Origin of the sequence: Nocardiopsis sp. NPDC007018, assembly GCF_040635075.1 — a bacterium.
Classification (GTDB): domain Bacteria; phylum Actinomycetota; class Actinomycetes; order Streptosporangiales; family Streptosporangiaceae; genus Nocardiopsis.
This window is the reverse complement of the sequence record NZ_JBEYHA010000053.1, coordinates 1-26,340: the sequence shown is the minus strand read 5'-3', so window position 1 is coordinate 26,340 and position 26,340 is coordinate 1. Positions and strand designations below refer to the sequence as shown.

Annotated in this window: 17 protein-coding genes; 1 reads left to right on the top strand and 16 read right to left on the bottom strand. The window is 70.9% G+C overall.

Annotated features, from left to right (window positions below; genetic code table 11):
• Positions 1–226: 226 nt before the first annotated feature.
• The gene (locus ABZ635_RS22495) at positions 227–1,015 is read left to right on the top strand and encodes a DUF3152 domain-containing protein (protein WP_357768571.1); all 789 of its coding nucleotides are present in this window, start codon (positions 227–229) and stop codon (positions 1,013–1,015) included.
• Positions 1,016–1,124: 109 nt separating this feature from the next.
• Here the strand turns inward: ABZ635_RS22495 and ABZ635_RS22490 are convergent, their stop codons facing one another.
• The 16 genes from ABZ635_RS22490 to ABZ635_RS22415 all read right to left on the bottom strand — a co-directional run bounded on the left by ABZ635_RS22490 (position 1,125) and on the right by ABZ635_RS22415 (position 25,895).
• Positions 1,125–2,528 (bottom strand): ABC transporter substrate-binding protein, encoded by a 1,404-nt coding sequence (locus tag ABZ635_RS22490; RefSeq protein WP_357768555.1) that lies wholly within the window; start codon positions 2,526–2,528, stop codon positions 1,125–1,127.
• A gap of 31 nt (positions 2,529–2,559) precedes the next feature.
• Entirely contained in the window at positions 2,560–3,462 is a 903-nt protein-coding gene (locus tag ABZ635_RS22485; RefSeq protein ID WP_357768553.1) for a carbohydrate ABC transporter permease, read from the bottom strand.
• A complete protein-coding gene (locus ABZ635_RS22480) occupies positions 3,459–4,406 on the bottom strand; it encodes a sugar ABC transporter permease (protein WP_357768569.1) in 948 nt (315 codons plus the stop codon). The genes ABZ635_RS22485 and ABZ635_RS22480 overlap by 4 nt, the downstream gene beginning before the upstream one ends.
• Positions 4,407–4,821: 415 nt before the next feature.
• Complete coding sequence (gene cimA, locus ABZ635_RS22475) at positions 4,822–6,432, bottom strand: citramalate synthase (protein ID WP_357768551.1); 1,611 nt, start codon at positions 6,430–6,432, stop codon at positions 4,822–4,824.
• 357 nt (positions 6,433–6,789) lie between these two features.
• On the bottom strand, positions 6,790–7,905 hold the full coding sequence (locus ABZ635_RS22470; protein ID WP_357768549.1) for a branched-chain amino acid aminotransferase: 1,116 nt from the start codon (positions 7,903–7,905) through the stop codon (positions 6,790–6,792).
• A gap of 203 nt (positions 7,906–8,108) precedes the next feature.
• Positions 8,109–9,173, bottom strand: a complete 1,065-nt coding sequence (locus ABZ635_RS22465; protein WP_357768547.1) for a 3-isopropylmalate dehydrogenase — start codon at positions 9,171–9,173, stop codon at positions 8,109–8,111.
• Positions 9,174–9,811: 638 nt separating this feature from the next.
• Positions 9,812–11,431 carry a glycosyltransferase family A protein gene (locus ABZ635_RS22460; protein ID WP_357768545.1) on the bottom strand — a complete coding sequence of 540 codons (1,620 nt, stop codon included), beginning with the start codon at positions 11,429–11,431 and terminating at the stop codon, positions 9,812–9,814.
• A 16-nt stretch (positions 11,432–11,447) separates the two neighbouring features.
• Positions 11,448–13,064: a glycosyltransferase family A protein gene (locus tag ABZ635_RS22455; RefSeq protein WP_357768543.1), complete on the bottom strand. Its 1,617-nt coding sequence runs from the start codon at positions 13,062–13,064 to the stop codon at positions 11,448–11,450.
• Positions 13,061–14,902 carry a glycosyltransferase family A protein gene (locus ABZ635_RS22450; protein ID WP_357768541.1) on the bottom strand — a complete coding sequence of 614 codons (1,842 nt, stop codon included), beginning with the start codon at positions 14,900–14,902 and terminating at the stop codon, positions 13,061–13,063. Before ABZ635_RS22450 ends, ABZ635_RS22455 begins: the two co-directional genes overlap by 4 nt.
• Positions 14,899–16,749 (bottom strand): glycosyltransferase family A protein, encoded by a 1,851-nt coding sequence (locus ABZ635_RS22445; protein WP_357768539.1) that lies wholly within the window; start codon positions 16,747–16,749, stop codon positions 14,899–14,901. Before ABZ635_RS22445 ends, ABZ635_RS22450 begins: the two co-directional genes overlap by 4 nt.
• Entirely contained in the window at positions 16,746–17,108 is a 363-nt protein-coding gene (locus ABZ635_RS22440) for a hypothetical protein (RefSeq protein WP_357768537.1), read from the bottom strand. Before ABZ635_RS22440 ends, ABZ635_RS22445 begins: the two co-directional genes overlap by 4 nt.
• A 346-nt stretch (positions 17,109–17,454) precedes the next feature.
• Positions 17,455–19,044, bottom strand: coding sequence for a phosphoglycerate dehydrogenase (gene serA, locus ABZ635_RS22435; RefSeq protein WP_357768535.1), 1,590 nt, complete (start codon positions 19,042–19,044; stop codon positions 17,455–17,457).
• Between the two features lie 216 nt (positions 19,045–19,260).
• Positions 19,261–20,256, bottom strand: coding sequence for a ketol-acid reductoisomerase (ilvC, locus tag ABZ635_RS22430; RefSeq protein ID WP_357768533.1), 996 nt, complete (start codon positions 20,254–20,256; stop codon positions 19,261–19,263).
• 109 nt (positions 20,257–20,365) lie between these two features.
• Positions 20,366–20,890: an acetolactate synthase small subunit gene (gene ilvN / locus ABZ635_RS22425; protein ID WP_017547239.1), complete on the bottom strand. Its 525-nt coding sequence runs from the start codon at positions 20,888–20,890 to the stop codon at positions 20,366–20,368.
• Between the two features lie 18 nt (positions 20,891–20,908).
• A complete protein-coding gene (locus ABZ635_RS22420; RefSeq protein ID WP_357768531.1) occupies positions 20,909–22,669 on the bottom strand; it encodes an acetolactate synthase large subunit in 1,761 nt (586 codons plus the stop codon).
• Positions 22,670–23,189: 520 nt separating this feature from the next.
• A complete protein-coding gene (locus tag ABZ635_RS22415; RefSeq protein ID WP_357768529.1) occupies positions 23,190–25,895 on the bottom strand; it encodes an EAL domain-containing protein in 2,706 nt (901 codons plus the stop codon).
• Positions 25,896–26,340 lie beyond the last annotated feature (445 nt).

Sequence of the window (26,340 nt, the reverse complement as noted above, 5' to 3'; positions counted from 1 at the left end):
GCTCAGCCTGGCCCGCTCCGGGGGCGTTCTCTGTCATGCTGGAGGTACTGTGCGAGGCCTCCGGGAACCTCCGTTCCCCCGGGCCCGCGATACCACCCTCCGGACAGCGAGGGTCCCGCACCCTCCCGTCGGAGTCCAGGCGGAACCACCGTCCACTGTCGAGAGGTTGAGCCTCGTGCCCGCTTCAGCTCCGCGACCCAAGCACCGCCGACGCCGCCGGTACCCCATGGGTCTGGCGCTCGGCCTGTGCCTGGTCTCGGGCGCGTCCGCCGTCCTGATGGTCAGCGTTCCCGAGCCCGGCTCCGAGCTCGACTCACCCGAGGAGACCTCCGCGACCGGTCCCGTGGGCGACGGCGTGCCCGACGACGGCACCCGGGCTGGCTCCGGCGACGCGTCGGACGAGTCCGCCTCCGGCCGGTCCGCCCCCTCCCCCGAGGCGTCGCCGACCGCCGAGGAGGACCTCCCCCCGCTGCTGCGCTCGGTGGTGGAGGAGGTCGACACCGCGGACGGCGACCTCAAGACCATGAAGGGCGAGGGCGAGGTCCTGGGCGAGGGACCGCTCACGACCTTCGCGGTGGAGGTCGAGAAGGGCCTGCCCGGCCGGGACGGCGACTTCGTCGACGCCGTCGAGGAGATCCTCGGCGACCCCCGCAGCTGGGGCAACGACGGCGACCGTTCACTCCAGCGGGTGGACGGCGACGACGCCGACATCCGGGTGCTGCTCGCCGCCCCGGACACGGTCGACCGCATGTGCGCGCCGCTGAACACCAACGGCTACGTGTCCTGCGCCAACGGCAACCGCGCCATCATCAACCAGAACCGCTGGGTGGCGGGCGTCGACCACTTCGACGACGACCTGGAGACCTACCGGATCTACCTGATCAACCACGAGGTCGGCCACACCCTGGGCCACGGCCACGTCGACTGCCCCGGGGAGGGGGAGCCCGCCCCGGTCATGCAGCAGCAGACCCTGGGCCTCCAGGACTGCGAGGCCAACGGCTGGGTGCACCCCTGATCCCCGGTGGACCGGGCGTCGACCCGCTGGCGTGAGCCGACGCCGGACGCGGACGGGGCCGCGGTGGTGGCTCCACCGCGGCCCCGCCGCACCGAGTCGGCGCCGGTCGTCAGTCCTCGACCGAGGCGTTGTACTCACCGATGGTGCGGGACACGCCCGCGGCGGCGTCGGCCATGGCCTGCTCGGCGGGGGTGTCACTGGTCAGGGCGGTCTCCCAGCCCTCCTCGGCCGCGACGCGGGCCTCGGACATGACGCCCATCATGCAGCCCGCCGTGTTCTCGGTGATCTCGGAGTCCGCCAACTGGTTGGCTGCCATGGAGAACTGGGGGAACTCCTCGGCGCGCGCGGAGGCCTCCGGCCCGTCGTAGCCCTCGGTGTTGACCGCCAGGTATCCGGTTCCCGCGTGCCAGACCGACTGCGACTCCGGGGTCAGCAGGAACTGGACGAACTCCCAGGACCCGCGGATCTCCTCGGGGGTGTGGCCCTCGCCGTTGATCCACAGCGACGCGCCCCCGATGATCGAGCCGCCCGGGTCGTCCGAGCTGATCAGCGGGAAGTACCCGGCGCCGACCTCGAAGTCGGACTGCTCGATGAACCCGCCCAGGGAGCCGGTGGACTCCAGGGTCATCGCGGCCCGGCCGGAGGTGAAGGCGGCCTGGCCGTCATCGGTGTTGCGACCGATCTGGACCGCCAGGTCGTCCTCGATCATCTGCTCCCACCACTCGACGAGCTCCACGATCTTCGGATCGTCGAAGAGCACCTCGGTGGCGCGGCCGTCACGGCCGTTGGAGTTGTCGCAGTACGGGACGGCGGCGCGCGCCATGAACTGCTCGATGAACCAGCCGTACACGGAGGCGCCGAAGCCGTACTGCACCACGGTGCCGTCGTCGTCCCTGACGGTGAGCTTCTCGGCGGCCTCGCGGATCTCGGCGAGGTCGGCGGGCGGCGCGTCCGGGTCGAGCCCGGCCTCCTCGAACGCGTCCCGGTTGATGTACATCAGCGGGGTCGAGTTGTTGAAGGGGAACGAGCGCAGCTCCCCGCCGACCGTGAAGTAGTTGAGGAGCGCGTCCTCGATCGAGGAGGTGTCGTAGTCGTCCTGGTCCAGGAAGGACTGCGCGGGGACGGTCTGCGCGGAGTCGATCATGAACTGCGTGCCGAGGTCGAAGATCATGATCATCTCGGCGGTGTCGCCCTGCTGGATCGCCGCGCGGTGGCTGGCCAGGGCCTCGTCGTACTGACCCTGGAAGGACCCGGTGACCTGCACCCGGCCCTCGTTCTGGGCGTTGAACTCGTCGATGAGCCCGTCCAGCACCTGGCCGTTGGTGGCGTCCATGCTGTGCCAGAACTCGACCTGGACCGCCTCGTCGAGGTCGTCCAGGACCTCCGGACCGGGAGCGGTGAGGTCGCTGCCGCCACCGCCGCCGCCACCGCCGGAACAGGCGCTGAGGGCCAGGCCGAGACCGGTGAGCAGGGCCGCGGCCCTCACGCCGCGGCGTCGGGGGATTCGTGTCATGGGTTCTTCTTCTCCAGTCGTGGTGCGGGGCCTACTTGACCGCGCCCGCGGTGAGACCCCGGACGATGAAGCGCTGTCCGAAGATCACGAGGGCGAGGGTGGGGATGACGGACAGCGCCGCGCCGGCCAGGACGAGGCCGGGGTTGGCCGCCTCACCCGCCTTGAGGCTGTTCAGACCGATCTGCAGGGTCTGCATCTCGGTGCTGCGGGTGATGATCAGCGGCCAGAAGTACATGTTCCAGCTGGTGATGAACACGTACATGCCGACGGCGGTCAGGGCCGGTTTGCTGAGCGGCATGAGGATGGTCCACAGGAACCTGAGGTGCCCCATGCCGTCCATGCGCGCCGCGTCGTACAGCTCGCGGGGGAACTGCTTGAAGCTCTGGCGCAGCAGGAAGGTGCCGAAGGCGTAGGCCAGGAAGGGCAGTACCAGGCCCGCGTAGGTGTTGCCCAGACCCCACCCGGTCAGGGTGAGGTAGTTGGGGATGAAGGTCGCCTCGGCGGGGACCATCAGCGTGGACAGGAACAGCGCGAAGACGACGGCGCTGCCCCGGAACCGCAGGAACACGAACGCGTAGGCGGCCATCGCGGACGTCAGCAGCTGGCAGACCGTGATGATCCCGGCCATGACCAGCGAGTTCGTGTACATGCGCAGGAGCGGGACGGCCCCGAGCGCGCCCTGGAGGTTCTCGAAGTGCACGCCGGTGGGCAGGAGGCGCGGCGGGAACGTGGACAGTTCCCGCGACTCCATGAGTGTTCCCACGAACACGTAGTAGACGGGGAACAGCACCGGCACCAGCAGCGCCGCGAGCAGGACGTACAGCAGGACGCGCCCGGCGACGTGCCCGGCCCCGTGCCGGTGGCGCGCGCGGGGGCGGGCCGGTGCGGTGCGGGCGGGCCCGTCGGCGGTGGCCGTCGCGGGGGTCCCGGTCATGAGTAGTGCACCTTCCGCTCGATGACTCCGAACTGGACGACGGTGCACACCAGGACCACGACGAGGAGCACGAGCGCCTGGGCGCTGGCCCTGCCGAAGTCGCTGGTCCCGTAGGCGAAGGCGTCCTGGTAGATGGAGTAGACGAGGGTGGTCGTGGAGCCGACCGGGCCGCCCGCCGTGAGGATGTGGATCTGTCCGAAGCTCTGGAGCGCGTTGATCGTCGAGATCACGATCAGGAAGAAGAGCTGGGGACCGAGCATCGGGATGGTGACGTCCCAGGCCAGGCGCGGACCGGTGGCGCCGTCGATGCGGGCGGCCTCGTTGACCTCCTTGGGGATGGAGCCGACCCCGGCGGCGAGCACGAGGACTCCGTACCCGAGGTTCATCCACACCGTGGTGATGGCCACCGACCACAGGGCCATCTCCTGGGAGGTGAGCCACGGGACCTGGTCGAGCCCCATGCGGTACAGGACGCCGTTGAGGACGCTGTTGCCCGGGCTGTAGAAGACCGCGAAGATCACCGAGGCGCTGGCCACGGAGAAGGCGAAGGGGAGAGCGAAGGCCCCGCGCAGGAACCGCTGGCCCCGGATCACCCCCTCCAGGAGGAGGACGACCGCCAGGGCGCCGATCACTCCGGGGACGACGACGCCGAGCGTGAACACGAGGGTCGTCAGGAGGATGCGACCGAACTCGGGCGAGACCATCTCGGCGAAGTGGCTCAGACCGACGAAGCGGTTGGGCTGGCCGATGATGTCGTTGCCGTGCATCGACAGGTAGACGGTACGGCCCAGCGGATAGACCAGGAAGAGCGCGAAAACCGCCACGGACGGGGCAAGGAAGCCCCAGGCGAGGATCGCTTCCCGGCCGGGGCGGGCGCGTTTGTTCGAGGACCGGGGAGAGGGTGGCGACGCGGCGCGGCGTTCTGTCACCGAACCGTGGGTCACACCGTTCCCCCCGTCCCGTCGGATGGTGGGTGAGGACACGCCCCGAAGTCTTCACGGGGCAGGTGACCTGTGGTTCGCGGGAGGACGAACTGTGCGCCAACGACAATGCGCACATGGGTTATGACCGGCATCTATCACCACTTGTACTACGCGAATGGGTTCAAACTCCGCAGTATCGAGTGGCCAGAGACACACTGGCTATGGCCTGAAGGACAGGTCTGTCTTACCTTTGGGTAAGAAGCGACCGCCTGACCTCGGGGTCCGAGGTCAGGCGGTCGCGTGACACGGGGGTTCTCCACCGTGGAGATCACGTCACCGGCACGACACCGGAGCGGTGGTCAGCGCACATCGCGACGGGGACGCGGCGGTGACGCACCGCGCACGGCGCCACCGCGGCCGGGCGCGGGTCGGGACGTCAGCCCCGCGGGTAGCCCTGGCGCAGCAGCCCGTACGTGATCGCCTGCTCCAGCGCCACCCAGGAGGCGTCGACGACGTTCGGACCCACTCCCACGGTGGTCCACTCCTCGGCGCCGTCGCTGAAGGTGACGAGGATGCGGGTGATCGCGTTCGTCCCGGAGGTGCCCTCCAGGATGCGGACCTTGTAGTCGGTCAGCTCCAGCCCGGCCAGCGCGGTGTACACGTTCTCCATCGAGCTGCGCAGCGCCCGGTCCAGGGCGTTGACCGGACCGTTGCCCTCGGCGGTGGCGATGACCCGTTCGCCCTTGACCCGGAGCTTGACCGTGGCCTCGCTCAGGCTCTCGTCCTCGCTGGAGAGCGGGCTCGCCCCAGCGGACGGCCGGCGCTCGGTGATGACCCTCCAGGACTCGGTCTCGAAGTAGCGGACCGGCGAGCCCAGCTCCTCGCGCAGCAACAGCTCCAGAGAGGCGTCGGCCGCCTCGAAGCTGTAGCCGGACAGTTCGAGTCCCTTGACCCGTTCCACCACGCGCCCGGACAGCTCACGGTCTCCGGACAGGTCCAGGCCCAGCTCCCGCGCCTTGAGCTCGATGGAGGCGCGCCCGGCCATGTCGGAGACCAGCATGCGCATGCGGTTGCCGACCAGGCCCGGGTCGGTGTGCTGGTAGAGGTCGGGGTCGACCTTGATCGCGGAGGCGTGCAGTCCGGCCTTGTGGGCGAAGGCCGACACCCCCACGTAGGGCTGGTGGGTGTCGGGGGCGAGGTTGACGATCTCGGCGATCGCGGTGGACACCCGGGTCATCTCGGCCAGGCATCCCTCGGGGAGCACGTCCATGCCGCGCTTGAGCGCGAGCGCGCCGACCACCGAGAAGAGGTTGGCGTTGCCCACGCGCTCGCCGTAGCCGTTGGCGGTGCACTGGACGTGCGTGGCTCCCGCGTCGACGGCGGCCAGGGTGTTGGCGACCGCGCAGCCGGTGTCGTCCTGGGCGTGGATGCCCAGGCGGGCGCCGGTGTCCTCCAACACCTCGGTCACCACGCGGGTGACGTCGTCGGGGAGCATGCCCCCGTTGGTGTCGCACAGGACCACCACGTCGGCTCCGGCGTCGGAGGCGGCCCGGACCACGGAGAGCGCGTACCCGGGGTTGTGGTGGTAGCCGTCGAAGAAGTGCTCGCAGTCCACGAACACGCGCTGCCCGTGCTCGCGCAGGTGGGAGACGGTGTCGGCGACCATGGCGAGGTTCTCGTCCAGGGTCGTGCGCAGCGCCCGTTCAACGTGCCGGTCGTCACTCTTGGCGACAAGGGTGACGACCGACGCGCCGCTGTCGCGCAGTGCGGCCACCTGGGGGTCGTCGGCGGCCCTCACACCGGCCCGGCGGGTCGCGCCGAACGCGGTGAGTCGCGCGTGTTCCAGCGTCAGCTCTCGTGAAGCCCGCTGGAAGAACTCGGTGTCCTTGGGGTTGGCTCCCGGCCATCCGCCCTCGATGAACGCCACTCCGAGGTCGTCGAGCAGCTTCGCGATGGCCAGCTTGTCGGAGACCCGCAGGTTGATCCCCTCGCGCTGGGCTCCGTCGCGCAGCGTGGTGTCGAAGACGTGGAAACTGTCGTTCCTCATGGGTGGAACTCCCGGTCGGTGCTGTGTGTGGCGGCCCCGGCCAACAAAAAAGACCCCTCGTGGACACGAGAGGTCAGCGCGCTGGCGGGGTCCGGGTCCTTCCCCGCGTCGGCGCGGGGAAGTCGTCAGCCAGCGCGCCCCAAAATAATGCGTACCTGGGACAGCATGCGGCCAGTGTGCCACACGAACCCGGTGGAGTCGCAGCTCGGAGCCGAGATGTCTCACTTGGCGAGACGACACATCCTCATATCGGACACTTCGGGCGTCCTCAGCGCCGCCCGCGAGCGCGGCGGAACGCCACGGGGGCCGCCACCGGCGTCCGGTGGCGGCCCCCGTGGGCGCTCGTGTCGGATGGCCCTAGAAGCGGGTGATCCAACCGTGCTTGTCGTCGCGCAGGCCGGTCTGGAGGCCCACCAGCTCCTCGCGCAGACGCAGGGTGACCGGGCCGGGTCGGCCGTCACCGATGGTGAACTCGCCGTCGTCGCTCTTGACGTGGCCGACCGGGGTGACCACGGCGGCGGTCCCGCAGGCGAAGACCTCGGTCATCTCGCCGGACTCGGCGGCGGCCCGCCACTCCTCGATGGACAGCGGCTCCTCCTCGGCCGGGATACCCAGGTCCGGGGCGAGCGTGAGCAGCGACTCACGGGTGATGCCGGGCAGCAGGGTGCCGGTCAGCGGGGGCGTGCGCAGGCGGGCGTTCTCACCCTCGCCGAACACGAACCACAGGTTCATGCCGCCCATCTCCTCGACCCAGCGGTGCTCGCGGGCGTCGAGCCACACGACCTGGTCACAACCCTTCTCCACCGCCTGGGCCTGGGCCAGGAAACTCGCGGCGTAGTTGCCCGCGAACTTCGCGGCGCCGGTGCCGCCGGGAGCGGCCCGCGTGAAGTCCTTCGACAGCCACACCGTGACCGGCTTGACGCCGCCGGAGAAGTAGGAGCCCACCGGCGAGGCGATGAGCAGGTAGACGTAGCTGCGCGAGGGGTTGTTCACACCCAGGCCGACGTCCGTGGCCACCATGAACGGGCGCAGGTAGAGGCTGAAGTACTCCTTGGACGGAACCCACTCGCCGTCGTGTTCGAGCAGCAGCTCGATGGACTTGAGGAACAGCTCCTCGGGCAGCTCCGGCATGGCCATCCGCGCCGCGCTGCGGTTGAAGCGGGCGGCGTTGGCCTCGGGGCGGAAGGAGGCCAGCGAACCGTCCGGGTGGCGGTAGGCCTTGAGCCCCTCGAAGATCTCCTGGGCGTAGTGCAGGGCCGCCGTTGCGGGGTCCAGGCTCAGCGGGCCGTAGGGCTCCAGTCTGGCGTCGTGCCAGCCCTTGCCCTCCGTGTACCGGATGCTCACCATGTGGTCGGTGAACACCTGACCGAAGCCGGGGTCCTCCAGCAGTGCCTCGCGCTCCTGCGGGGTCTTCCGCTGGTCGGAGAGCTGGATGTCGAACGTCAACCCAGTGGTGGTGGTGTCGTTGTTCATGTCGTCGGTGGTCCTCTCGGATGCAACGGGTCGGCAGCGCCGCCGACCTGGGATCTAGTGTGTCGGAAGAGCGCACCCGGTGCCAGGGCGGGGCACACGGACAGCGGGCGCGCGGAGGTACTCCGGCGCGCCCGCTGTCGGTCACGTTGACTCGTACGTCGGCCGCGCCTCGGAAAAGGGGGCAGGGCCGACGCCGACGGGGGTCAGCCCTGCTCGGCTACTCGCGCGGCGAGGTCGTCACCGATCCGGGAGGTGGAGCGGACGGCGTCCCCCTGGGCCCGGGTCTTGAGGTCGGCGGAGACGGCGGCCTCGATCCGGCGGGCGGCCTCGGGCAGGCCCAGGTGCTCCAGCATGGTCGCGGCGGAGAGCACGGTGGCCGTCGGGTCGGCCAGGCCCTGACCGGCGATGTCGGGCGCGGAGCCGTGGACCGGCTCGAACATGCTGGGGGAGGTGCGGTCCGGGTTGATGCTGCCGCTCGCGGCCAGGCCGATGCCGCCGGTGATGGCGGCGCCGATGTCGGTGATGATGTCGCCGAAGAGGTTGTCGGTGACGACCACGTCGAAGCGCCCGGGCTGGTTGACGAAGTACATCGCGGCGGCGTCGACGTGGCAGTAGTCCACGGTGACCTGCGGGTACTCGGCACCGACCTCCCTGACCGTGCGCTGCCACAGCTCACCGGCGAAGGTGAGGACGTTGTCCTTGTGCACGAGGGTCAGCTTGCGGCGGGGGCGGCTCGCGGCCTTCTCGAAGGCGTAGCGGACCAGGCGCTCGACACCGAAGCGCGTGTTGACGCTGTCCTGGGTGGCGACCTCGTGGGGGGTGCCCTTGCGCAGTACTCCCCCGGCGCCCGCGTAGGGGCCCTCGGTGCCCTCGCGCACGACCAGCATGTCGATGTCCTCGGGACCGACGCCCGCGAGGGGGCTCTCCACGCCGGGGTAGAGGCGCACGGGGCGCAGGTTGACGTAGTGGTCGAACTCGAAGCGCAGGCGCAGCAGCAGGCCGCGCTCCAGGACTCCGCTGGGAACGGAAGGGTCACCGACCGCGCCCAGGTAGATGGCCTCGTGTTCGCGCAGCTCGGCGGCGACGGAGTCGGGCAGCGTCTCACCGGTGCGGTGCCAGAGCCTGGCGCCCAGCTCGTACTCGGTGGTCTCGACGGCCAGGTCGTACTGGGAGGCCGCGACCTCCAGCACCTTGAGACCCTCCGCGACGACCTCGGAGCCGATCCCGTCACCCGGGATGACGGCCAGTTTCACGGTGCGAGCTGCCATTGGACTGCCTCTAACTCGGACGAGACCCCGCCACGGTCGTCTCACCTGGCGAGATCAATGGAACAGTAGGTGAGACAACTGTACCGGCCCGGGTGACCGGTACAGCCGTCCGACCTCGGCTCGCTCAGTCGCGGCGGTTGATCGCGTCCTGGAGGGCGCGGTGGACCTCGTCCTCGGTGTCGGGAGTGGACGGGTACTCGACCATGTCGTACATGTGATCCTCCGGAAGGCTCTGCGTGACGGCGGGAGCGCGCGGCCCGGCCGCTGGCGTTCGACGGTGGTGCGCGCCGGGGACGGACGGCTACGGGCCGGACCGGTCCGCTCGGGCGCGGTGTGGGCGACGTTGTCCACGACGAAAGGGACAGGAGCTCGCCCCGGCGGGATCGACTGCCGGAGGCACCGACACGGCCTGCGCGGAACACCGCGTCAGGGACGCCCGGACAAGGGTGGCGCCGGGCGGCGCGTGGGCGCTGGACCGTGGTGTGCGGCGGTGGAGCCGACACCACTGACTCCTAGGTCGTCAGAATATCGGAGGTCCAACTATATGACCAGAGATTCTCACATTGTGAGACGCTTCGGCGTTTCGCCTGTTCACGCGAGTGCCATGACGACCTCGAAACGCGGCGCCGGAGCAGGTCTCACCTCCGCAGGCCCAGGAACAGGAGCCAGGTGCCGCGCCCCTGGGTGAGCGCACGGACGCGGCGCTCCCATCGCTCGGCCTCCGTCCGCCAGCGCGTCGTCTCCCGCTCGGCCCGGCGCATCTTCCTGTTCCAGTCCTTCGGCGGACCGTCGCCGTCCCGCTCGTCCTCGACCAGGACCCCGGCCCGGTCCAGTACGTGGACGCCCCACAGGGCCGCCACCGCCGCGTCCCGGTCCACCGCGTCCACCCCCAGGTGCCGCGCGCGGGCGAAGGCCGCGGTGCGCTCCAGCCTCAGGAAGTGGGTACGTCCCCCGGAGCCGCGCACCCTGACCAGCCCGGCGCCCTCCCGGTCCGCCGCCCCGGTCAGGGCCCGCACCATCCGCCGCGTCGGGCGCAGACCGGGTGACAGCAGCAGCCTGAAGGGGACGTCGGGGTCGGTCTCCGGCTCGGACTCCGTCAGCCGCACCCTCGGTTCGCACCGGTAGTGCTCGTGGAGGAGCCGCACGTCCAGCGCCGGGGCGTCGATGGTGGCGTGCCGCCCCGGGGTCACCCTCGACCACTCCCCCACCAACGTGACCCGCACGTCGGCCACGTCACCGGCCAACAGGGCGTCCACCGTCGCGGTCACGTCGTCGAACCCCCGGCCCGCCGTGTCGACCACGACATCGACGAAGGGCACCTGCCAGGTCCGCGCCGGGGCGACGCGGCGGGAGTTCAGCCGTGGCACGCGGTTCTCCATGAACGGGCGCCGGAAGCGCGCCGCCTCACCCCCTCGCAGCTCGGTCGTCGGACGCCCCAGGTGCAGGCCGGTGGCCGCCGGCTCGGGAACGAACACCGCGCCCCGTTGTGAGAGCCGGTAGCCGAGTTCGCTGTCCTCACCCATGACCAGTCCGGACGCCGATCCTCCGGCGGTGGAGTACAGCTCGCGCGGCAGCGAGGCGGTGGCCCCGGTGAACACCTGCCAGGCCCGGTGCCCGGCGGAACGCAGCCCGTCGGTGCGCTCCAGGAGCTCCGTGATCCAGTCCATGGTGTCCGTGTCGCCGCCCGTGAGATCCGCGTACCTCCCACCGCGCACGTGTTCGTACACCTCGGGCGGGGTGAGCCCGCTGTCGGGCCCGTCCCCGAACTCGACCCGGCCCATGACCACGAGGTAGTCGGCCAGGTGGTGCCAGCGCATCTGCGCCTCGACGTGCTCACGGCCGACCACCACGTCGGCGTCCAACCGCATCACGACGGACGCCCCGGTGGCGGCCACCCCGGCGTCGAGCGCGTGCCCGGGGCCCCACCCGTGCTCGGGCGCGACGACCAGACGGGTGTGCTCGGGGCGGATCGGCGGCAGCCGCAACGCGGGATCGCTGCCGTCGTCCACCACGACGACCTCCGTCAGGTCGGCCGGGTACGTCTGGGCGGTCAGGGCGGCCAGGGTCAGGTCGAGCCGCTCCTGCCCCCCGTACGCCGGTATGACCACGCCCACCGTCACCTGCGGCTCCCACTCCCCCAGGGCCGGCGGTTCCAGCACCGAGTAGTCGTTGCGGACCACCCGGGGCCGCCCCTGCGGGTCCCCTCCTCGCACGGTTCCGGAACCGGTCCCCGCGTCGCGCACGCCCTCGTTCACCATGTGCCGTCCCACGTCCTCAACCGATGATCCGGTACAGGAGCCGACCGGTTCGGCTCCTGGTCAACCAGCGGAACCGACCCTCCAGGCGCTCGGCTCGGAGCCGCTCCGACTCCGCCCGTGCCCGGGCCTCCTCCAGCCGTTCCCGCCAATCCCCCGGCGGTTCCGCCACCGCCTTCGCGGGGCGTGCCCCCTCCGGTTCCCGCTGCGTGGACAGCACCGCGTCGCCGTCGATCCAGTGCACTCCGGCCACCCGGTCCAGCAGGTCGTCCAGGTCCTCCCCCGCCACCCGCAGCCTCCGCGCTCGGGCGAGGGCCGCCACGCGTTCCAGCCGGGGTCCGCCCAGGTCGTCGTCGGGTCCCGTGGCGCGCACGAGCCCCGCGTGGGTCTCCTCGGCCAGGCCGATCATGTGTTTCAGTGCGTGCGGGGTCAGGGGCTGCCCGGGCAGGGCCCGCAGCACGAAGGGGACGTCGGGGTCGGTCGTCGGCTCCGACTCGGCCAGTCGCACCCTCGGTTCACACCGGTAGTGCTCGTGGAGCAGGCGCACGTCCAGGTCCGGGTCGTCCAGAACCCGGTGCCGTCCCGGGGTCACCCGCTCCCACTCTCCCACCAACGTGACGCGGACGTCGGCCACCTCACCGGCCAGCAGCGCGTCCACCGTCTCCGCGACCTCGTCGAACCCCGCCCCCACGGTGTCGACCACCGCGTCGACCAGCGGCACCTCCCACTGGCGTCCGGTCAGGGCACGACGCTCCTCGGCGAGGGGGAGCCGGTTGCCGACGAAGGGGCGACGGAACCGGCCGCCCTCCTCCCTGCGGGTCTCCATCTGCGGGAGTCCCAGATGCCAGCTCCCGGCCTCCGGTTCGGGGACGAAGACCGCCCCGTTCTGGGCGAACCGGTATCCGAGGTGGGTGTCCTCTCCCAGGACGAGCGCGGACGCGGCCCCGCCCGACTCCTCGAAGAAGGCGCGCCGCACGGACCCGGTCCCACCGATGAAGTAGTGGAAGCCCTGGTGGCCGACCTCGCGCAGGAACTTCGTACGCTTGTAGGCGCGCCGCAGCCAGCGCAGTTCCTCACCCGGGCCGGCCACCAGCGCCTCGGGATCGCCCCGGCGCACCGCGTCGAGGACGGCCGCCGGGAACAGGGCCCCGGGCACGTGGTCGACACAGCGCAGATGCCCGGTGACCGCGACGTAGTCGGCCAGGTGGTGCCAGCGCATCTGCGCCTCGAGGTGCTCGCGGAACGCGATCATGTCCGCGTCGAAGAACAACAGCACGTCCGCGTCGGTGGAGGCCGCGCCCGTGTTCAGCGCGTGCCCCCGCGCCCACCCGCCGGGCTCGTTGGGCACGATCCGGGTGTGCTCGGGGCGGATCGGCGGCAGACGCAACGCGGGATCGCTGCCGTCGTCCACCACCACGACCTCCGTCAGGGCGGGCGGATAGCTCTGCGCGGCCATCGACGCCAGGGTCAGGTCGAGCTTCTCCTGCCCGCCGTACGCCGGGACGACCACGCACACCGACAGGGTGGGCTCCCACTCCCCCAGGGACGGCGGTTCCAGTACCGAGTAGTCGTTGCGGCGGACGAACGGACGGAGTGTCGGCGGCGCCTCCGCCGGACCGCCCTGCACAAGCGTCATCGGTCACTCCTAGCTGTCGGAGAGTCGGGTGTGGTCGTCTCGGTCGTCGGTGCCGGGGCGTCCTCCGGGCTGGACTCCAGCAGTGCGCTGGGGCGCCAACCGCGCCACTGGCGCAGGGGTTCGCGCAGGAAGTAGCCGGAGGTCTCACTCCAGGTGTGGCCGGTTCCCCTGCGCCGGATCACGCATCCCAGACCGTGGATGCGGTAGGTGGAACCGCCCGCGTCCCGCACATCGTCGAGGAGCCCGGCGTCCTCGTCGACCCGGAGGGGCCGGAAACCGCCCACCTCCTCCAGGGTCGTGCGGTCGGTGAGGATCGAGGCGCCGGTGACGTGCTGGGCGAAGACCTCGGACGGGACCAGACGCCGCACGGTCAGGCCGAGGTGCTCCAGGTGGTGGAACTCCGCCGCGCACCCCACGAGTTCGGCACCGGAGTAGCGGCGGGCCAGCACGAGGTCGGAGAGGTGATCGGGCCCGTACCAGTCGTCGTCGTCCATCTTCGCCACCAGGGTTCCGCTGGCCCGCGCGATCGCGCCGTTCAGCACCGAACCGAAGACCAGGTCGCCCGGCGGCTCCCAGACCAGCAGGGATCGGCCGCCCCTCCGGTACTCCGCGATCGCGGCCGCGACCCCGGGAGCGTCCACCGCGAAGCCGTGCAGGGCCAGCACGACCTCCACGTCCACGCCCCGTTGGCGGGCCACCTGCCGCAACGCGAAGCCCACCATCTCCGGCCTCCGCGTGCACAGCACCACCGACACCGAGGGCTCCGGCGCGACCACCGCACCGCCCGCCCCCGCGCGGAGCCGGGCCCGCCCACCCGCACCGTGAACGCGCAGAGCCGCGCGCCGCAACCGGACGCTGTGCTCCTCACGGATCAGTTCGTCGTCGAGTTCCTCCTCCAGAGACCACGCGAGCAGGTCGTGGAGCTCCTCCCCCAGGGGCCGCGCCCAGAGCGGAGGGCGGGCGCCCACGAGCGGTATCCCCGAGGCCGCCAGCGACGCCACGGCGCGCACCGCCGCCACCGGGCCGCTGTGGCGACCCCACTCCACCCGCACCGCACGCAGGTCACGCAGCTTCCCGACGTCCAGGTCCGACACGGCGCCGTCCTCCGGCACCCGCCAACGCACACCGTTCCCCGCGACCAGCACCCAACGCCCACCACGGGAGACGAGGCGGCCCACACGAGGCGTCGACGTCCGGCTGAAACCCCTCGGGTTCACCACCCGCTCGTCCACCACCGGAACGTCCCCCACCGACAGCCGGGCGGTCCCGGCCGCCCGGGCCACCGCCCCCCGGCCGCCCAGGTGCAGCCAGGAAGGGTCGGTCACCACCCGGTTCCGAGCGCTGGGCGGCGCGGCCCAGCCGGGCCCCCGCCTGCCCCCCGTCAGTCCCCGGGCGACGGCGTCCAGCACCAGTGCCGCCTCGACCGGGTCGGCGAAGGAGAACTCCCACAGCCAGCCCTCGTCCGGCAGTCGTCGTGTCCGCGAGTACAGCAGACCGGCCCACTGCCCGAGCCCCGGCGGGGAGGGCAGCGGCGATGACTGGCGCGGTGCCGTACTCCGGACCGCGATACCGAACCCGGTCGCGTCGGGGAGCCGCTCGGCGCGCGGGACGGCGGCACGCAGGTCGGCGGCGGTCACGGCGACGAGGACGAGCAGGTCGACCGGGCGCTTCGCCCGTCCGCCCGTCCCGCCCCGGCCCCGCCCCAGGTCGACGAGTGGGCTCCCGGACTCGCCCACCAGCGCCGTGGCGGTCGCGGCGGCACCCGGGCCGGTGTGGGCGACCAGGACCCTCCGCGCCCCGTGCGCCCGCCGCGCGCGGGTCAACAGTGCCTCGATCACCTGGTCGCCCCCGCGAAGCAGATCCGCTCCTCCTCCGCCTCGGCCAGATCCGTCCAGGTCCCGGCCAGCATGGTGGTCGGCAGGTCCTCCGGATCGGGCTCCAGGAGGGCGCTGGGCCGCCACCCCGGAAGCTGCTGTTCGCCGCACAGCCGCAGGAAGTAACCCGCGCCGACACCCCAGGTGTGGCCGCCCGCCTTGCGCCGCAGGACGTAGTTGCAGCCGTGTCCCCGGTGGATGCGGGCCCCCATCCGCTCGATCGCCGCCAGCAGGTGCGTGTCCTCGGCGGTCGACACCCGGGCGAACCCGCCCGCCTCCTCCAGCGTCCTGCGGTCCGTCATCAGGGTGCCTCCGGCCGCCCGGTGCCACAGGGTGTCGGTCTTCCCGGCCAGACGCACCGTGCGGTCGAGGGATTCCAGGTAGACGAAGGAGACGATGCTCCCGACGAGGTCGGCCCCCGAGTAGCGGCGGGCCAGCACGAGGTCGGAGAGGTGATCGGGCCCGTACCAGTCGTCGTCGTCCATCTTCGCCACCAGGGTTCCGCTGGCCCGCGCGATCGCACCGTTCAGCACCGAACCGAAGACCAGGTCCTCCGGCGGCTCCCAGACCACGGCCGAACGGCCGCCCCGCCGGAACTCCGCGATCGCGGCCGCGACCCCGGGAGCGTCCACCGCGAAGCCGTGCAGGGCCAGCACGACCTCCACGTCCACGCCCCGCTGGCGGGCCACCTGCCGCAACGCGAACCCGACCATCTCGGGACGCCGCGTACACAGCACCACCGACACCGAGGGCTCCGCCGGAACCGGAGGACCTCCCGCGTCCGCGAGGAGCCGGGCCCGACCGTGCGACCCGTGCACCCGCAGGGCCGCACGCCGCAACCGGACGCTGTGCTCCTCACGCGACTGCGGGTCCACCATCAGCCGTTCCTCCACGGAGGTGACGAGATCCGACAGTTCCCCACCCAGGCACCGCGCCCATCCGGGCACCGGGCCGCTCACCAGCGGAATCCCCGCGGCGGCGAGCCCTGCCACCGCCCGCACCGCCGCCAACGGGCCACTGTGGCGACCCCACTCCACCCGCACCGCACGCAGATCGCGCAGACCCGCCACGTCCACGTCCGACACGGCGCCGTCCTCCGGCACCCGCCAACGCACACCGTTCCCCGCGACCAGCACCCAACGCCCACCACGCGAGACCAACCGGCCCACACGCGGGGTGGAACCACGCCTGAAGCCCATCGGGTTCACCACCCGCTCATCCACCACCGGAACGTCCTCCACCGACAGCTCCCGGAGCGCGGGGCGCTCGGACAGCGCGCCGGGGCGGCCCAGCCCCTCCCAGGTGGGGGCCGGGGCCGAGACGGCGTCAGCGGCCGCACGCGGCGGCTGGGCCGGTCCGCGCCGACCCCCCACCATCCCCTGGGCCACCGAGCGCAGGACCGTCCGCGCGTCGACCGGATCGGTGAAGGCGAAGGAGCACGTCCACCCCCGGTCCGGCAGACGGCCGACATGGAAGTCGAGCAGGCCCTGCCACTGCCCCAGACCGGGCGGCGAGGGGAAGGGCGGTCCGGTGTGCCGCGCCGTGGCCTCGACCACCACCCTGAACTCGGCCGCCGGAGGCAGCCCGTCGCTCAGGGGGACCGCCTCCCGCAGGTCGGCCGTGTTCGCCGCGAGCAGCACCACGCGCCCGACCGGGCCGTCGAACTCCCGGTCGCGCGTCTCGCGAAGGTCGACGGTCTCCACTCCGCTCCCGGCACCGGGACCCGGATCGGTCCCCGCGCCGACGTGGCACAGCAGCAGTCGCCCCGGACCGCGGCCCCTCAGTGCCTCCGCCAGGAGCCCCTCCCTCACAGCACCGCTCGGGTGTGCACGGTGGAACTCTTGATGACCTGGACCTCGGACAGCCGACCGCTCATCTCCGTGCGCAGCTCGGCCACCGATGCGGCCACCACGTCCATCCGGTCGGTCAGGTCGTCGGCGCGGCCGAACATCTCGGCCCGGTTCTCGCCCGCGATCTCCGCGACCTCGCGCACCTGGCGGTCGAGGCCCCGGCGCAGGTGTCTGATCTGGGCGGCGGTACGCCGCGTCTGGACGACGAGCAGGGCGACCAGTCCGGAGAGCCCCGCGAGGGCGGTGATCTGCACGGCCGACCACAGATCGACCCGCCCCGCGAGGAACAAAGATCCGAAGGTCCCGGTGACCACCGCCATCGAACCCAATGCCAAGAGAACACGTCGCTGCCGCAGAAAACGCAATTCGAACCCCATTCACACGGAACACCGGATGGCCGGGAACCGACTCCTGAGGATGCAACACCCGGTCGGCTCTGGAACAGAGTTCCACCACGTCAGCGGAGTCGAAAAACCACGCAGTCGCGTGTCTCTGGTTGTTTACCCACCCCTGACTCACGCTTTAAAGGAGATCCCGGATCAGAGAATCGAATATCAAAGATCCATTTATGACAAATTCTCGACGCACAGAAAAGGGACCGCCCCGACCGGATGTCGAATTTTCGATATCCGGGCGGGGCGGTCCCGATGTGACCGGCTCGGGCCGTCAGTCCTCCAGGTCGATCTGGCGGGTGATGTCGGCGTCGATCTCGGCGGAGATCGAACCGAGGAGCTCGTCCGGCACCGCGGAGTCGACGGTCAGGGCGATCAGCGCCTTGCCGCCCTCCTGGTCCCGGATCACCTGCATGCCCGCGATGTTGACCGCGCCGTCACCGAGGAGCGCGCCGACCTTGCCGACGACACCCGGACGGTCCTCGTACGAGAGGAACACCATGTGCTCGTCGAGGCCGATCTCCATCGTGTAGTTGTTGATCTCCACCAGCTTCTCGGACTGGCGGGGGCCGGTCAGCGTGCCCGAGACCGACACCCGGGTTCCGTCGGCCAGGACCCCGCGCACGGAGATGAGGTTGCGCCAGTCGCTGCTGTCGTCACTGGTGACCAGGTTGACCTCCACACCGCGCTCCTTGGCGAGCAGCGGCGCGTTCACGAAGGTCACGGTGTCCTCGACCACGTCGGTGAACACACCCTTGAGCGCGGCCAGCTCCAGGACCTTGACGTCGTGCGCGGCGATCTCGCCCCGCACCTCGACGTCGATCCGCGCGGCCAGCGCCCCCGCCAGCGAGGTGAACACCCGGCCGAGCTTCTCGGTGAGCGGAAAACCCGGCTTGATCTCCTCCGCGACCCCGGTGCCCTGCACGTTCACCGCGTCCGGGACGAACTCGCCGGACAGGGCCAGCTTGACCGAGCGGGCGACCTGCGTGCCCGCCTTCTCCTGCGCCTCGGCCGTGCTCGCTCCCAGATGCGGGGCGACCACGACGTTCTCGAACTCGAACAGCGGACTGTCCGTGGTGGGCTCCTTGGCGAACACGTCGATGCCCGCCCCGGCCACCCTGCCGTCCTTGAGCGCCCGGTACAGGGCGTCCTCGTCGAGGATGCCGCCCCGCGCGGCGTTGATGATCCGGACCGAGGGCTTGACCCGGCCCAGCGCCTCGTCGCCGATGAGGCCGAGGGTGTCCTTGTTCTTGGGCAGGTGGATCGTGATGAAGTCGGAGCGCTCGAGCAACTCGTCCAGGGTCACCATCTCCACGCCGATCTGGGCGGCGCGGGCGGGCTGTACGAAGGGGTCGTAGGCGATGACGCGGGTACCGAACGCCAGCAGGCGCTGGGCCACCAGGGCGCCGATCCGACCCAGGCCGACCACACCGACGACCTTCTCGTAGAGCTCCACACCCGTGTACTTGGAACGCTTCCACTCGCCGTTGATGAGGGCGTTGTGAGCGGGGGCGGTGTTGCGGGCGCTGGCCAGCAGGAGGTTGATGGCCTGTTCGGCGGCGCTGATGATGTTGGAGGTCGGGGCGTTGACCACCAGGACACCGGCCTTGGTGGCGGCGTCGACGTCGACGTTGTCCAGGCCCACGCCCGCGCGGGCGACGACCTGGAGCCGGTTGGCCGCGGCGACGGCCTCGGCGTCGACCTGCGTGGCGCTGCGCACGATGAGGGCCTCGACGTCGGCGAGGGCGGGAAGCAGCTGGGACCGGTCGGCGCCGTCCACATGGCGTACTTCGAAGTCCTCCTCGAGTAGCGCGATTCCGGCGGGCGAGAGCTTTTCCGCGACGAGTACGACGGGTTTGGTCACAACTGTTCCTTTTCGGGTGGTGCGACCCGATCGCGCAGGTGGAGGCGCTGCCCTGATCGGGGGTGACGGCCGGTCCAAAGTCTACTAGCGGGGTAGGGAAGCCCGTCAGGCGGAGGGAGGACCTCCGGCGAAAGAAGAGTCACCCTGCCCGCACACGCCACCGGGGCGGGGCCCACGCCCCGCCCCGGTGGAGGATTCGAGTGAAGAGCGCGGGTACTACGCCTTGAGCCAGCTCATCAGCGGACGCAGCTCGGCACCCACCTTCTCGATCTGCTCGTTCTGCTCGGCCTCGCGACGCTTGGAGAAGGTCGGCTGGCCGGCGTCGAACTCGTCCATGAGCTCCTTGGCGTACGTGCCGTCCTGGATCTCGCCCAGGATCTTGCGCATCTCCTCGCGGGTCTGCTCGGTGATCAGGCGCGGGCCGCGGGTGTAGCCGCCGTACTCGGCGTTGTCCGAGACCGACCAGTTCATCTTGGAGATGCCGCCCTCGTACATGAGGTCGACGATCAGCTTGAGCTCGTGCAGGCACTCGAAGTAGGCGATCTCCGGCTGGTAGCCCGCCTCGACGAGGGTGGCGAAACCGGCCTTGACCAGCTCCTCGGTACCGCCGCACAGCACGGCCTGCTCACCGAAGAGGTCGGTCTCGGTCTCCTCGGTGAAGGTGGTCCTGATGACGCCCGCGCGGGTGCCGCCGATGCCCTTGGCCCACGACAGCGCGAGGTCCCAGGCCTGCCCGCTGGCGTCCTTCTCGACCGCGACCAGGCAGGGCACGCCGCGCCCGGCCTCGTACTGGCGGCGGACCAGGTGGCCCGGGCCCTTGGGGGCGACCATGGCGACGTCGACGCCCTCGGGGGCCTGGACCAGGCCGTAGCGGATGCTGAAACCGTGCCCGAAGAAGAGGGCGTTGCCGGGCTCCAGGTGGGGGGCGATCTCCTGGGCGTACAGGTCGCGGTGGATGTGGTCCGGGACGAGGATCATGATCACGTCGGCCTCGCGGGTGGCCTCGGCGGGGGTGAGGACCCGCAGGCCCTCCTCCTCGGCCTTGGCGCGGCTCTTGGAGCCCTCGGCCAGGCCGATCCGGACGTCCACGCCCGAGTCCCGCAGCGACAGCGCGTGCGCGTGGCCCTGGCTGCCGTAACCGATCACGGCGACCTTCTTGCTCTGGATGAGCGCGAGGTCCGCGGCGTCGTCGTAGTACATCTGTGCTGCCACTTGGGGTTACTCCTTGTTTCTCACGTTCTTGGGGGCGGGGCGGGCGTCCGGCCGTGTCCGGACAGCCTCTCAGTTCACGCGGTTCCCGGTGTCGTTTCCGGGCGACCGCTCAGGCACTGCGGTCGACCGCCCTGAGGGAGCGGTCGGTGATCGAACGGGGTCCCCGCCCCAGGGCGACCAGCCCTGACTTCACGAGTTCCCGGATACCGAACGGTTCCAGGTTCCTGACCAGGGCATCGAGCTTCTCGGGGTCGCCGGTGGCCTCGATGACGACGACGTCCGGGCTGACGTCCACGACGTGCGCGCGGAACAGCTCGGCCGTCTGAAGCACATGGGTGCGGCTCGACGCGTCGGCCTTGACCTTGACCAGGAGCAGCTCGCGCTGCACCGACGCGGTGGTGTCCATCTCCACGATCTTGACGACGTTGACCAGCTTGTTGAGCTGTTTGGTCACCTGCTCCAGAGGGTGGAGGTCGCAGTTGACCGCGATCGTCATCCGGGACAGTCCGGTGTACTCAGTGGTGCTGACACTGAGCGAGTCGATGTTGAATCCACGACGGGAGAAGAGGGCGGAGGCCCGGGCCAGGATGCCCGGGGTGTCCTCGACCAGAACGGAAAGCGTGTGACGGCTCATGGTGGTTCGGCCCTACTCCTAGTCCTGGTGTTCCCAGTTGGGCGCCATGTCGCGCGCGTACTGGATGTTGTCGTTGCTGACGCCGGGGCCGACCATGGGCCAGACCATGGCGTCGTGGTTCACGGTGAAGTCGACGACCACGGGGCGGTCGTCGATCGACATCGCCTTCTCGATGGTCGCGTCGATGTCCTCCGGGCGCTCACAGCGCAGGCCGACGCAGCCGTAGGCCTCGGCCAGGCGGACGAAGTCCGGGATGCGGACCTTCTCGTCCAGCGGCGCGGTCTGGAGGTTGGTGTTGGAGTACCGGCCCTCGTAGAACAGGGTCTGCCACTGGCGGACCATGCCCAGGTTGCCGTTGTTGACCACGGCCACCTTGATCGGGATGCCCTCGATCGCGCAGGTGGCCAGTTCCTGGTTGGTCATCTGGAAACAGCCGTCGCCGTCCACCGACCAGACCACGCGGTCGGGGTCCCCGACCTTGGCGCCCAGGGCGGCGGGGACGGAGAAGCCCATGGTGCCGAGGCCGCCGGAGTTGACGAAGGAACCGGGACGCTCGTAGTCGATGAACTGCGCGGCCCACATCTGGTGCTGGCCCACACCCGCAACGTAGGTGGCCTCGGGGCCGACGACCTGGCCGAGGCGCTGGATGACCGCCTGCGGCGACAGGCTGCCGTCGGTGGGGGCGTCGAAACCCTTGGGGTAGGTGGTGCGCAGCTGCTTGAGCCGGTCCCACCAGGCCTCGTAGTCTCCCTGGCGGCCCTTCTCCTGGTCCGCGCGGACGGCGACGACCAGGTCGGCGAGGACCTCGCGGCAGTCACCGACGATGGGCACGTCGGCGTGGCGGTTCTTGGAGATCTCGGCCGGGTCGATGTCGGCGTGCACGATCTTCGCGTCGGGGGCGAAGCTGTCGAGTCGGCCGGTGACCCGGTCGTCGAAGCGGGCACCGAGCGCGATGATCAGGTCGGACTTTTGGAGCGCTCCGACGGCCGCGACGTCGCCGTGCATGCCGGGCATGCCCACGTACAGCGGGTGGCTGTCGGGGAAGACGCCCCGCGCCATCAGGGTGGTGACGACCGGGACTCCGGTGAGTTCCGCGAGCACGCGCAGTTCGGCGGCGGCCCCGGCGCGCAGCACCCCGCCGCCCACGTACAGGACCGGGCGCCGGGAGTCGGCGATCAGCCGGGCGGCCTCGCGGACCTGCTTGCCGTGGGGCTTGGTGACCGGGCGGTAGCCGGGCAGGTCCAGGCGCTCGGGCCAGACGAAGTCGGTGCTGTTCTGGAGGGCGTCCTTGGAGATGTCGACGAGCACCGGGCCCGGGCGGCCGCTGGAGGCGATGTGGAAGGCCTCGGCGACCGTGCGGGGGATGTCGCGGACGTCCTTGACCAGGAAGTTGTGCTTGGTGATCGGCATCGTGATGCCGCAGATGTCGGCTTCCTGGAAGGCGTCGGTGCCGATCATCGGGGAGGCGACCTGGCCGGTGATGGCGACCATCGGGACCGAGTCCATGTGCGCGTCCGCGAGCGGGGTGACCAGGTTGGTGGCGCCGGGCCCGCTGGTGGCCATACACACCCCGGGGCGTCCCGTGGCGTAGGCGTAGCCCTCGGCCGCGTGCCCGGCGCCCTGTTCGTGGCGCATCAGGATGTGGCGCACCTTCACCGAGTCGTAGAGCGGATCGTACGCGGGGAGGATGGCGCCGCCGGGGATTCCGAAGACAGTGTCAACGCCGACGTGCTCCAGCGACCTGATCAGCGATTGGGCGCCGGTCATCTGCTCGGTCATCTCAAGATCCTTCAGCGAGGTTCCAGAGCAGTACTACGGCTCTGGGGGCGGTGGTTCCGGTTCTCGGCCCGGTGCGGCAATAAAAAAACCCCCACCGCCGGATGGCGGTCGAGGGGTGGCGCGCAGCAGAGGAAACTCAGTGGGCTGCGCGCCGACCAAGTACGAGAATCAGGGAGTTGTTCTGCACGTTGACAACATTGGCCGAAGGACCGGTCGCACGTCAACCAGAACTGAAGTTTGTCTCATATTTCGAGACAGAAATGTCAGAATGCGGCCCACGCGTCGCCACCCACACCGCACTGACCCGCAAGAACACACACGAAGCCCCCGCCACGTGTAACGCAGAACACGCGACAGGGGCTCGAGGGTCATCCCGTAAGCCGGACTTAACATCCCATCCCGGGCTATTCCACGAAGAGGTCCCGGAGTGTTCGGCACGAGCGGCCCGGCGCACCAGCGCGCCGAAACCCAGGGCCCTACGGCCTCATGAGCTTCTCCGATGATCCGAGAGCCCGGCCGCTCACAGGTGGGCTCCGGCCTCCCCGCCCACGAGGGACTCCACCCCGCTCGCGGGCATGGGGCGGGCCACCAGAAACCCCTGGCCGTGGTCGCACCCCATCACCCGCAGCTGCTCCAACTGCTCCGGGCGCTCGATCCCCTCGGCCACCACCTGGACGCCCAGGTCGCGACCGAGCTGGATGATCGTGTGCGTGAGCAGGGTGACCGTGTCGTCGCGCCCCAGGTCCGCGATGAAGGACGGGTCGATCTTGATCGCGTCCACGCTCAGCTCGCGCAGGTGCGCCAGCGACGCGTACCCCATCCCGTAGTCGTCGATGGCCAGGCGCACCCCGAGCGCACGCAGCTCGCCCAGGCGCGTCACCGCCTCGTCCCCGTCGTCGAGGAGGACCTCCTCGTCGACCTCCAGGGTCAGCACCTCGGCGGGCAGCCCCGTCTCGGCGAGCACGCCCGCGACCGTCTCCACGAACCTCGGTGAGAGCACCTGTTTCACGGACAGGTTCACCGACAGACCGATGTCCCAGTCGGAGACCCGCCACACGGCGACCTTCTCGCAGGCCTCACGCAGAATCCACTCCCCCAGCGGCACGATCAGGCCCGACTCCTCGGCCGCGCCCAGGAACTCGCCCGGTCCGACCGCCTCGCCGTCGCGGTCCCAGCGCACCAGCGCCTCGACGGCGTTCACCTGCGAGGTGCCCAGGTCCACGACCGGCTGGTACTCCAGGAAGAACTCGCTGTTGGACAACGCCTGCCGCAGCCGGATCTGGAGCTCCAGCCGCGACACGACCATGTCGTGCATGTGCGCGGCGTAGACCTCCACGTTCCCCGCTCCGCGCTCCTTGGCGCGGGTCATCGCCACGTCGGCGTTGCGCAGCAGTTCGCCGCTGTCGGTGGCCGCGTCGGCGAAGGCGACCCCGATGCTGGCGGTCAGCACGATGTCGCGGTCCGCCACCTGGAAGGGTTCGGACGCGATCACCCGGCCGAGCCGCTCGGCGAGGTCGACCACCCGCTGGGCCTCGGGCACGTCCTCCACGAGGACCGCGAACTCGTCCCCGCCCCAGCGGGCGAGCGTGGCGTTGGTACCCAGCTCCCCGCGCAGGCGGCGGGCCGCCTGCCCCAGCATGTGGTCGCCGCGCACGTGCCCGGCGGAGTCGTTGACGGCCGTGAACCCGTCCAGGTCCAGGAAGATCACCGCGACGTCGACCGAGGGGTCCTCGCTCATCGCCCGGTGCGCCAGCACGTCGCTCGCCCGCTCCTCCAGGTAGGCGCGGTTGGGCAGGCCCGTGACGCCGTCGTGGAAGGTCAGGTGCTCGACCTCGTCCTGGAGCGCGACCTGGGCACTGATGTCGCTGGTGGTCACCAGAAGACGGTCCGGCTCTCCCGGCTGCTCGTACAGGGAGATCGTCGAGGACGTGTGCCGCCAGGTGCCGTCCGCCGCGCGCACCCGCAGGCGCAGGTGGACGCCCTGGCTCGCGCGCTCGGTGAACAGTTCCTTGACGGCCTTGGTCCTCGCCAGGTCCTCGGGGTGGATGAGCGTGGTCACCGGGGCCGCCAGGACGTCGTCCAGCCGGTACCCGAACGCCTCGGCCGTGCCCGGGCTCATGTAGTAGACACCGCCGTCGCGGTCCAGGACGAGGATCACGTCGCCGCTGTTGCGGGCCAGCTCGTTGAAGTGGCCCTCGCGGTTGCGGACCATGCGGGCGAGCGTGGAGTTCTCCTCCAGCATCCCGACGACCCGCAGCAGCAGGACCAGCACCGCCGTGCCCGCGGCGAGCGGCAGCACCGGGGCGACGTCCGGCAGGCGCAGCGCGGCGACGGTGAGCACCACCGTGGCGGCGAACACCGACGCCACCGCGGCGATCTCCGGAGCGAACCGGTACAGGCCCCGGCCGGTGATCCTGCGGGGCGACGCGCCCGGCCGGTGCTCCACCAGCCAGGGAAGCGCGCCCAGCAGGGCGAAGCCGAGGAAGCGCACCGGCTGTTCGAGGCCGCCCGCCACCGGCGGACCGGTGAGGCGCGTCACCGCGCCGACCATGTCCGAGGCGGCGATGACCACCAGCGCGCCGATCGCGACCAGCACGGCGCGCCGGGTGCTGTGCGGCGACATGAACACCAGCGGAACCAACAGGCACAGCACCACGATGTCGGCGACCGGGTACACCAGGGCGAACCCGAGGAACCCGGCCCCCTCGCCCAGTTCCTCGTACAACGGCGAGAAGAGCAGAATCCACACCACCGAGAAGACGGCGGCGGCGCACACGTAGCTGTCGATGATGTGCCGGAGAGCCGTCCGCAGGCCGCCCGGCCAGGGCGCGAAGCGGGTGAATCCGATCACGAAGAGTGGCAGCGCGGCGAGCGCGAACAGGTCACCCAGGGTGAGCGAGAGGAAGGAGGCCCCGCTGAGGGAACGTGTGATGGCGTGGGTGATCCCGCCCGCGCACCAGGCCAACGCGGCCAGCCCGAGGAAGCGCAGTGCGGCGGGCCCGTCCGCCCCGTCCACGTGGGCCGCGCGGTCGGCTCCGGTCCGGGCCCAGCGCCGCGAGGCGTACAGCAGGGAGATTCCGGCCGCACCCGCCACCACGGCGGTGGGCCATTGACCCAGTGACGCGGTCAGGGTGGACTCGCCCGCCGGGACGAGGGTTCCCACCAGGTAGAGCACGAAGAGCGCGCCCAACCCGAACAGCCCCAGTCGGCGTTCCCTGGTTCCCATCACCGGCCTCCCAGCGGGTGCGCGGCGACCCGAACGGCTCCCGGCCGCGGTCGCGCCGTCTCCTCGAACATGGAGCACCCACCTCGTGATCACTCGCGTCAGGCGCGGCGCCGTGCCGCACCGGGGGTCGCCGCCCAGGGATGTCGCGGGACCGGGACGAACGGCCTCAGGGCGGGGCCGGCGGACCGGACTCACCCCGTGCGTGGACACCCTACGCAACCAAGGTCACACAGCGATTGAGGACCGGACGAGAGATGACGACAGAACGATCACCGTGGGTGAGCACCCCGGGGGTCCACCGCCCCGAAGGGGGAGCGGCGCCGCGCGGACCGAGGTCCCCACCACCAGCCCGTTCCGGCACACCTGGGCACCGCCCTGTTGATCGGGCAGGCCGACTCCCACCAGGCGGTCCGGGACTGGGCCGAACACCTGGGCGCCCGTGTGG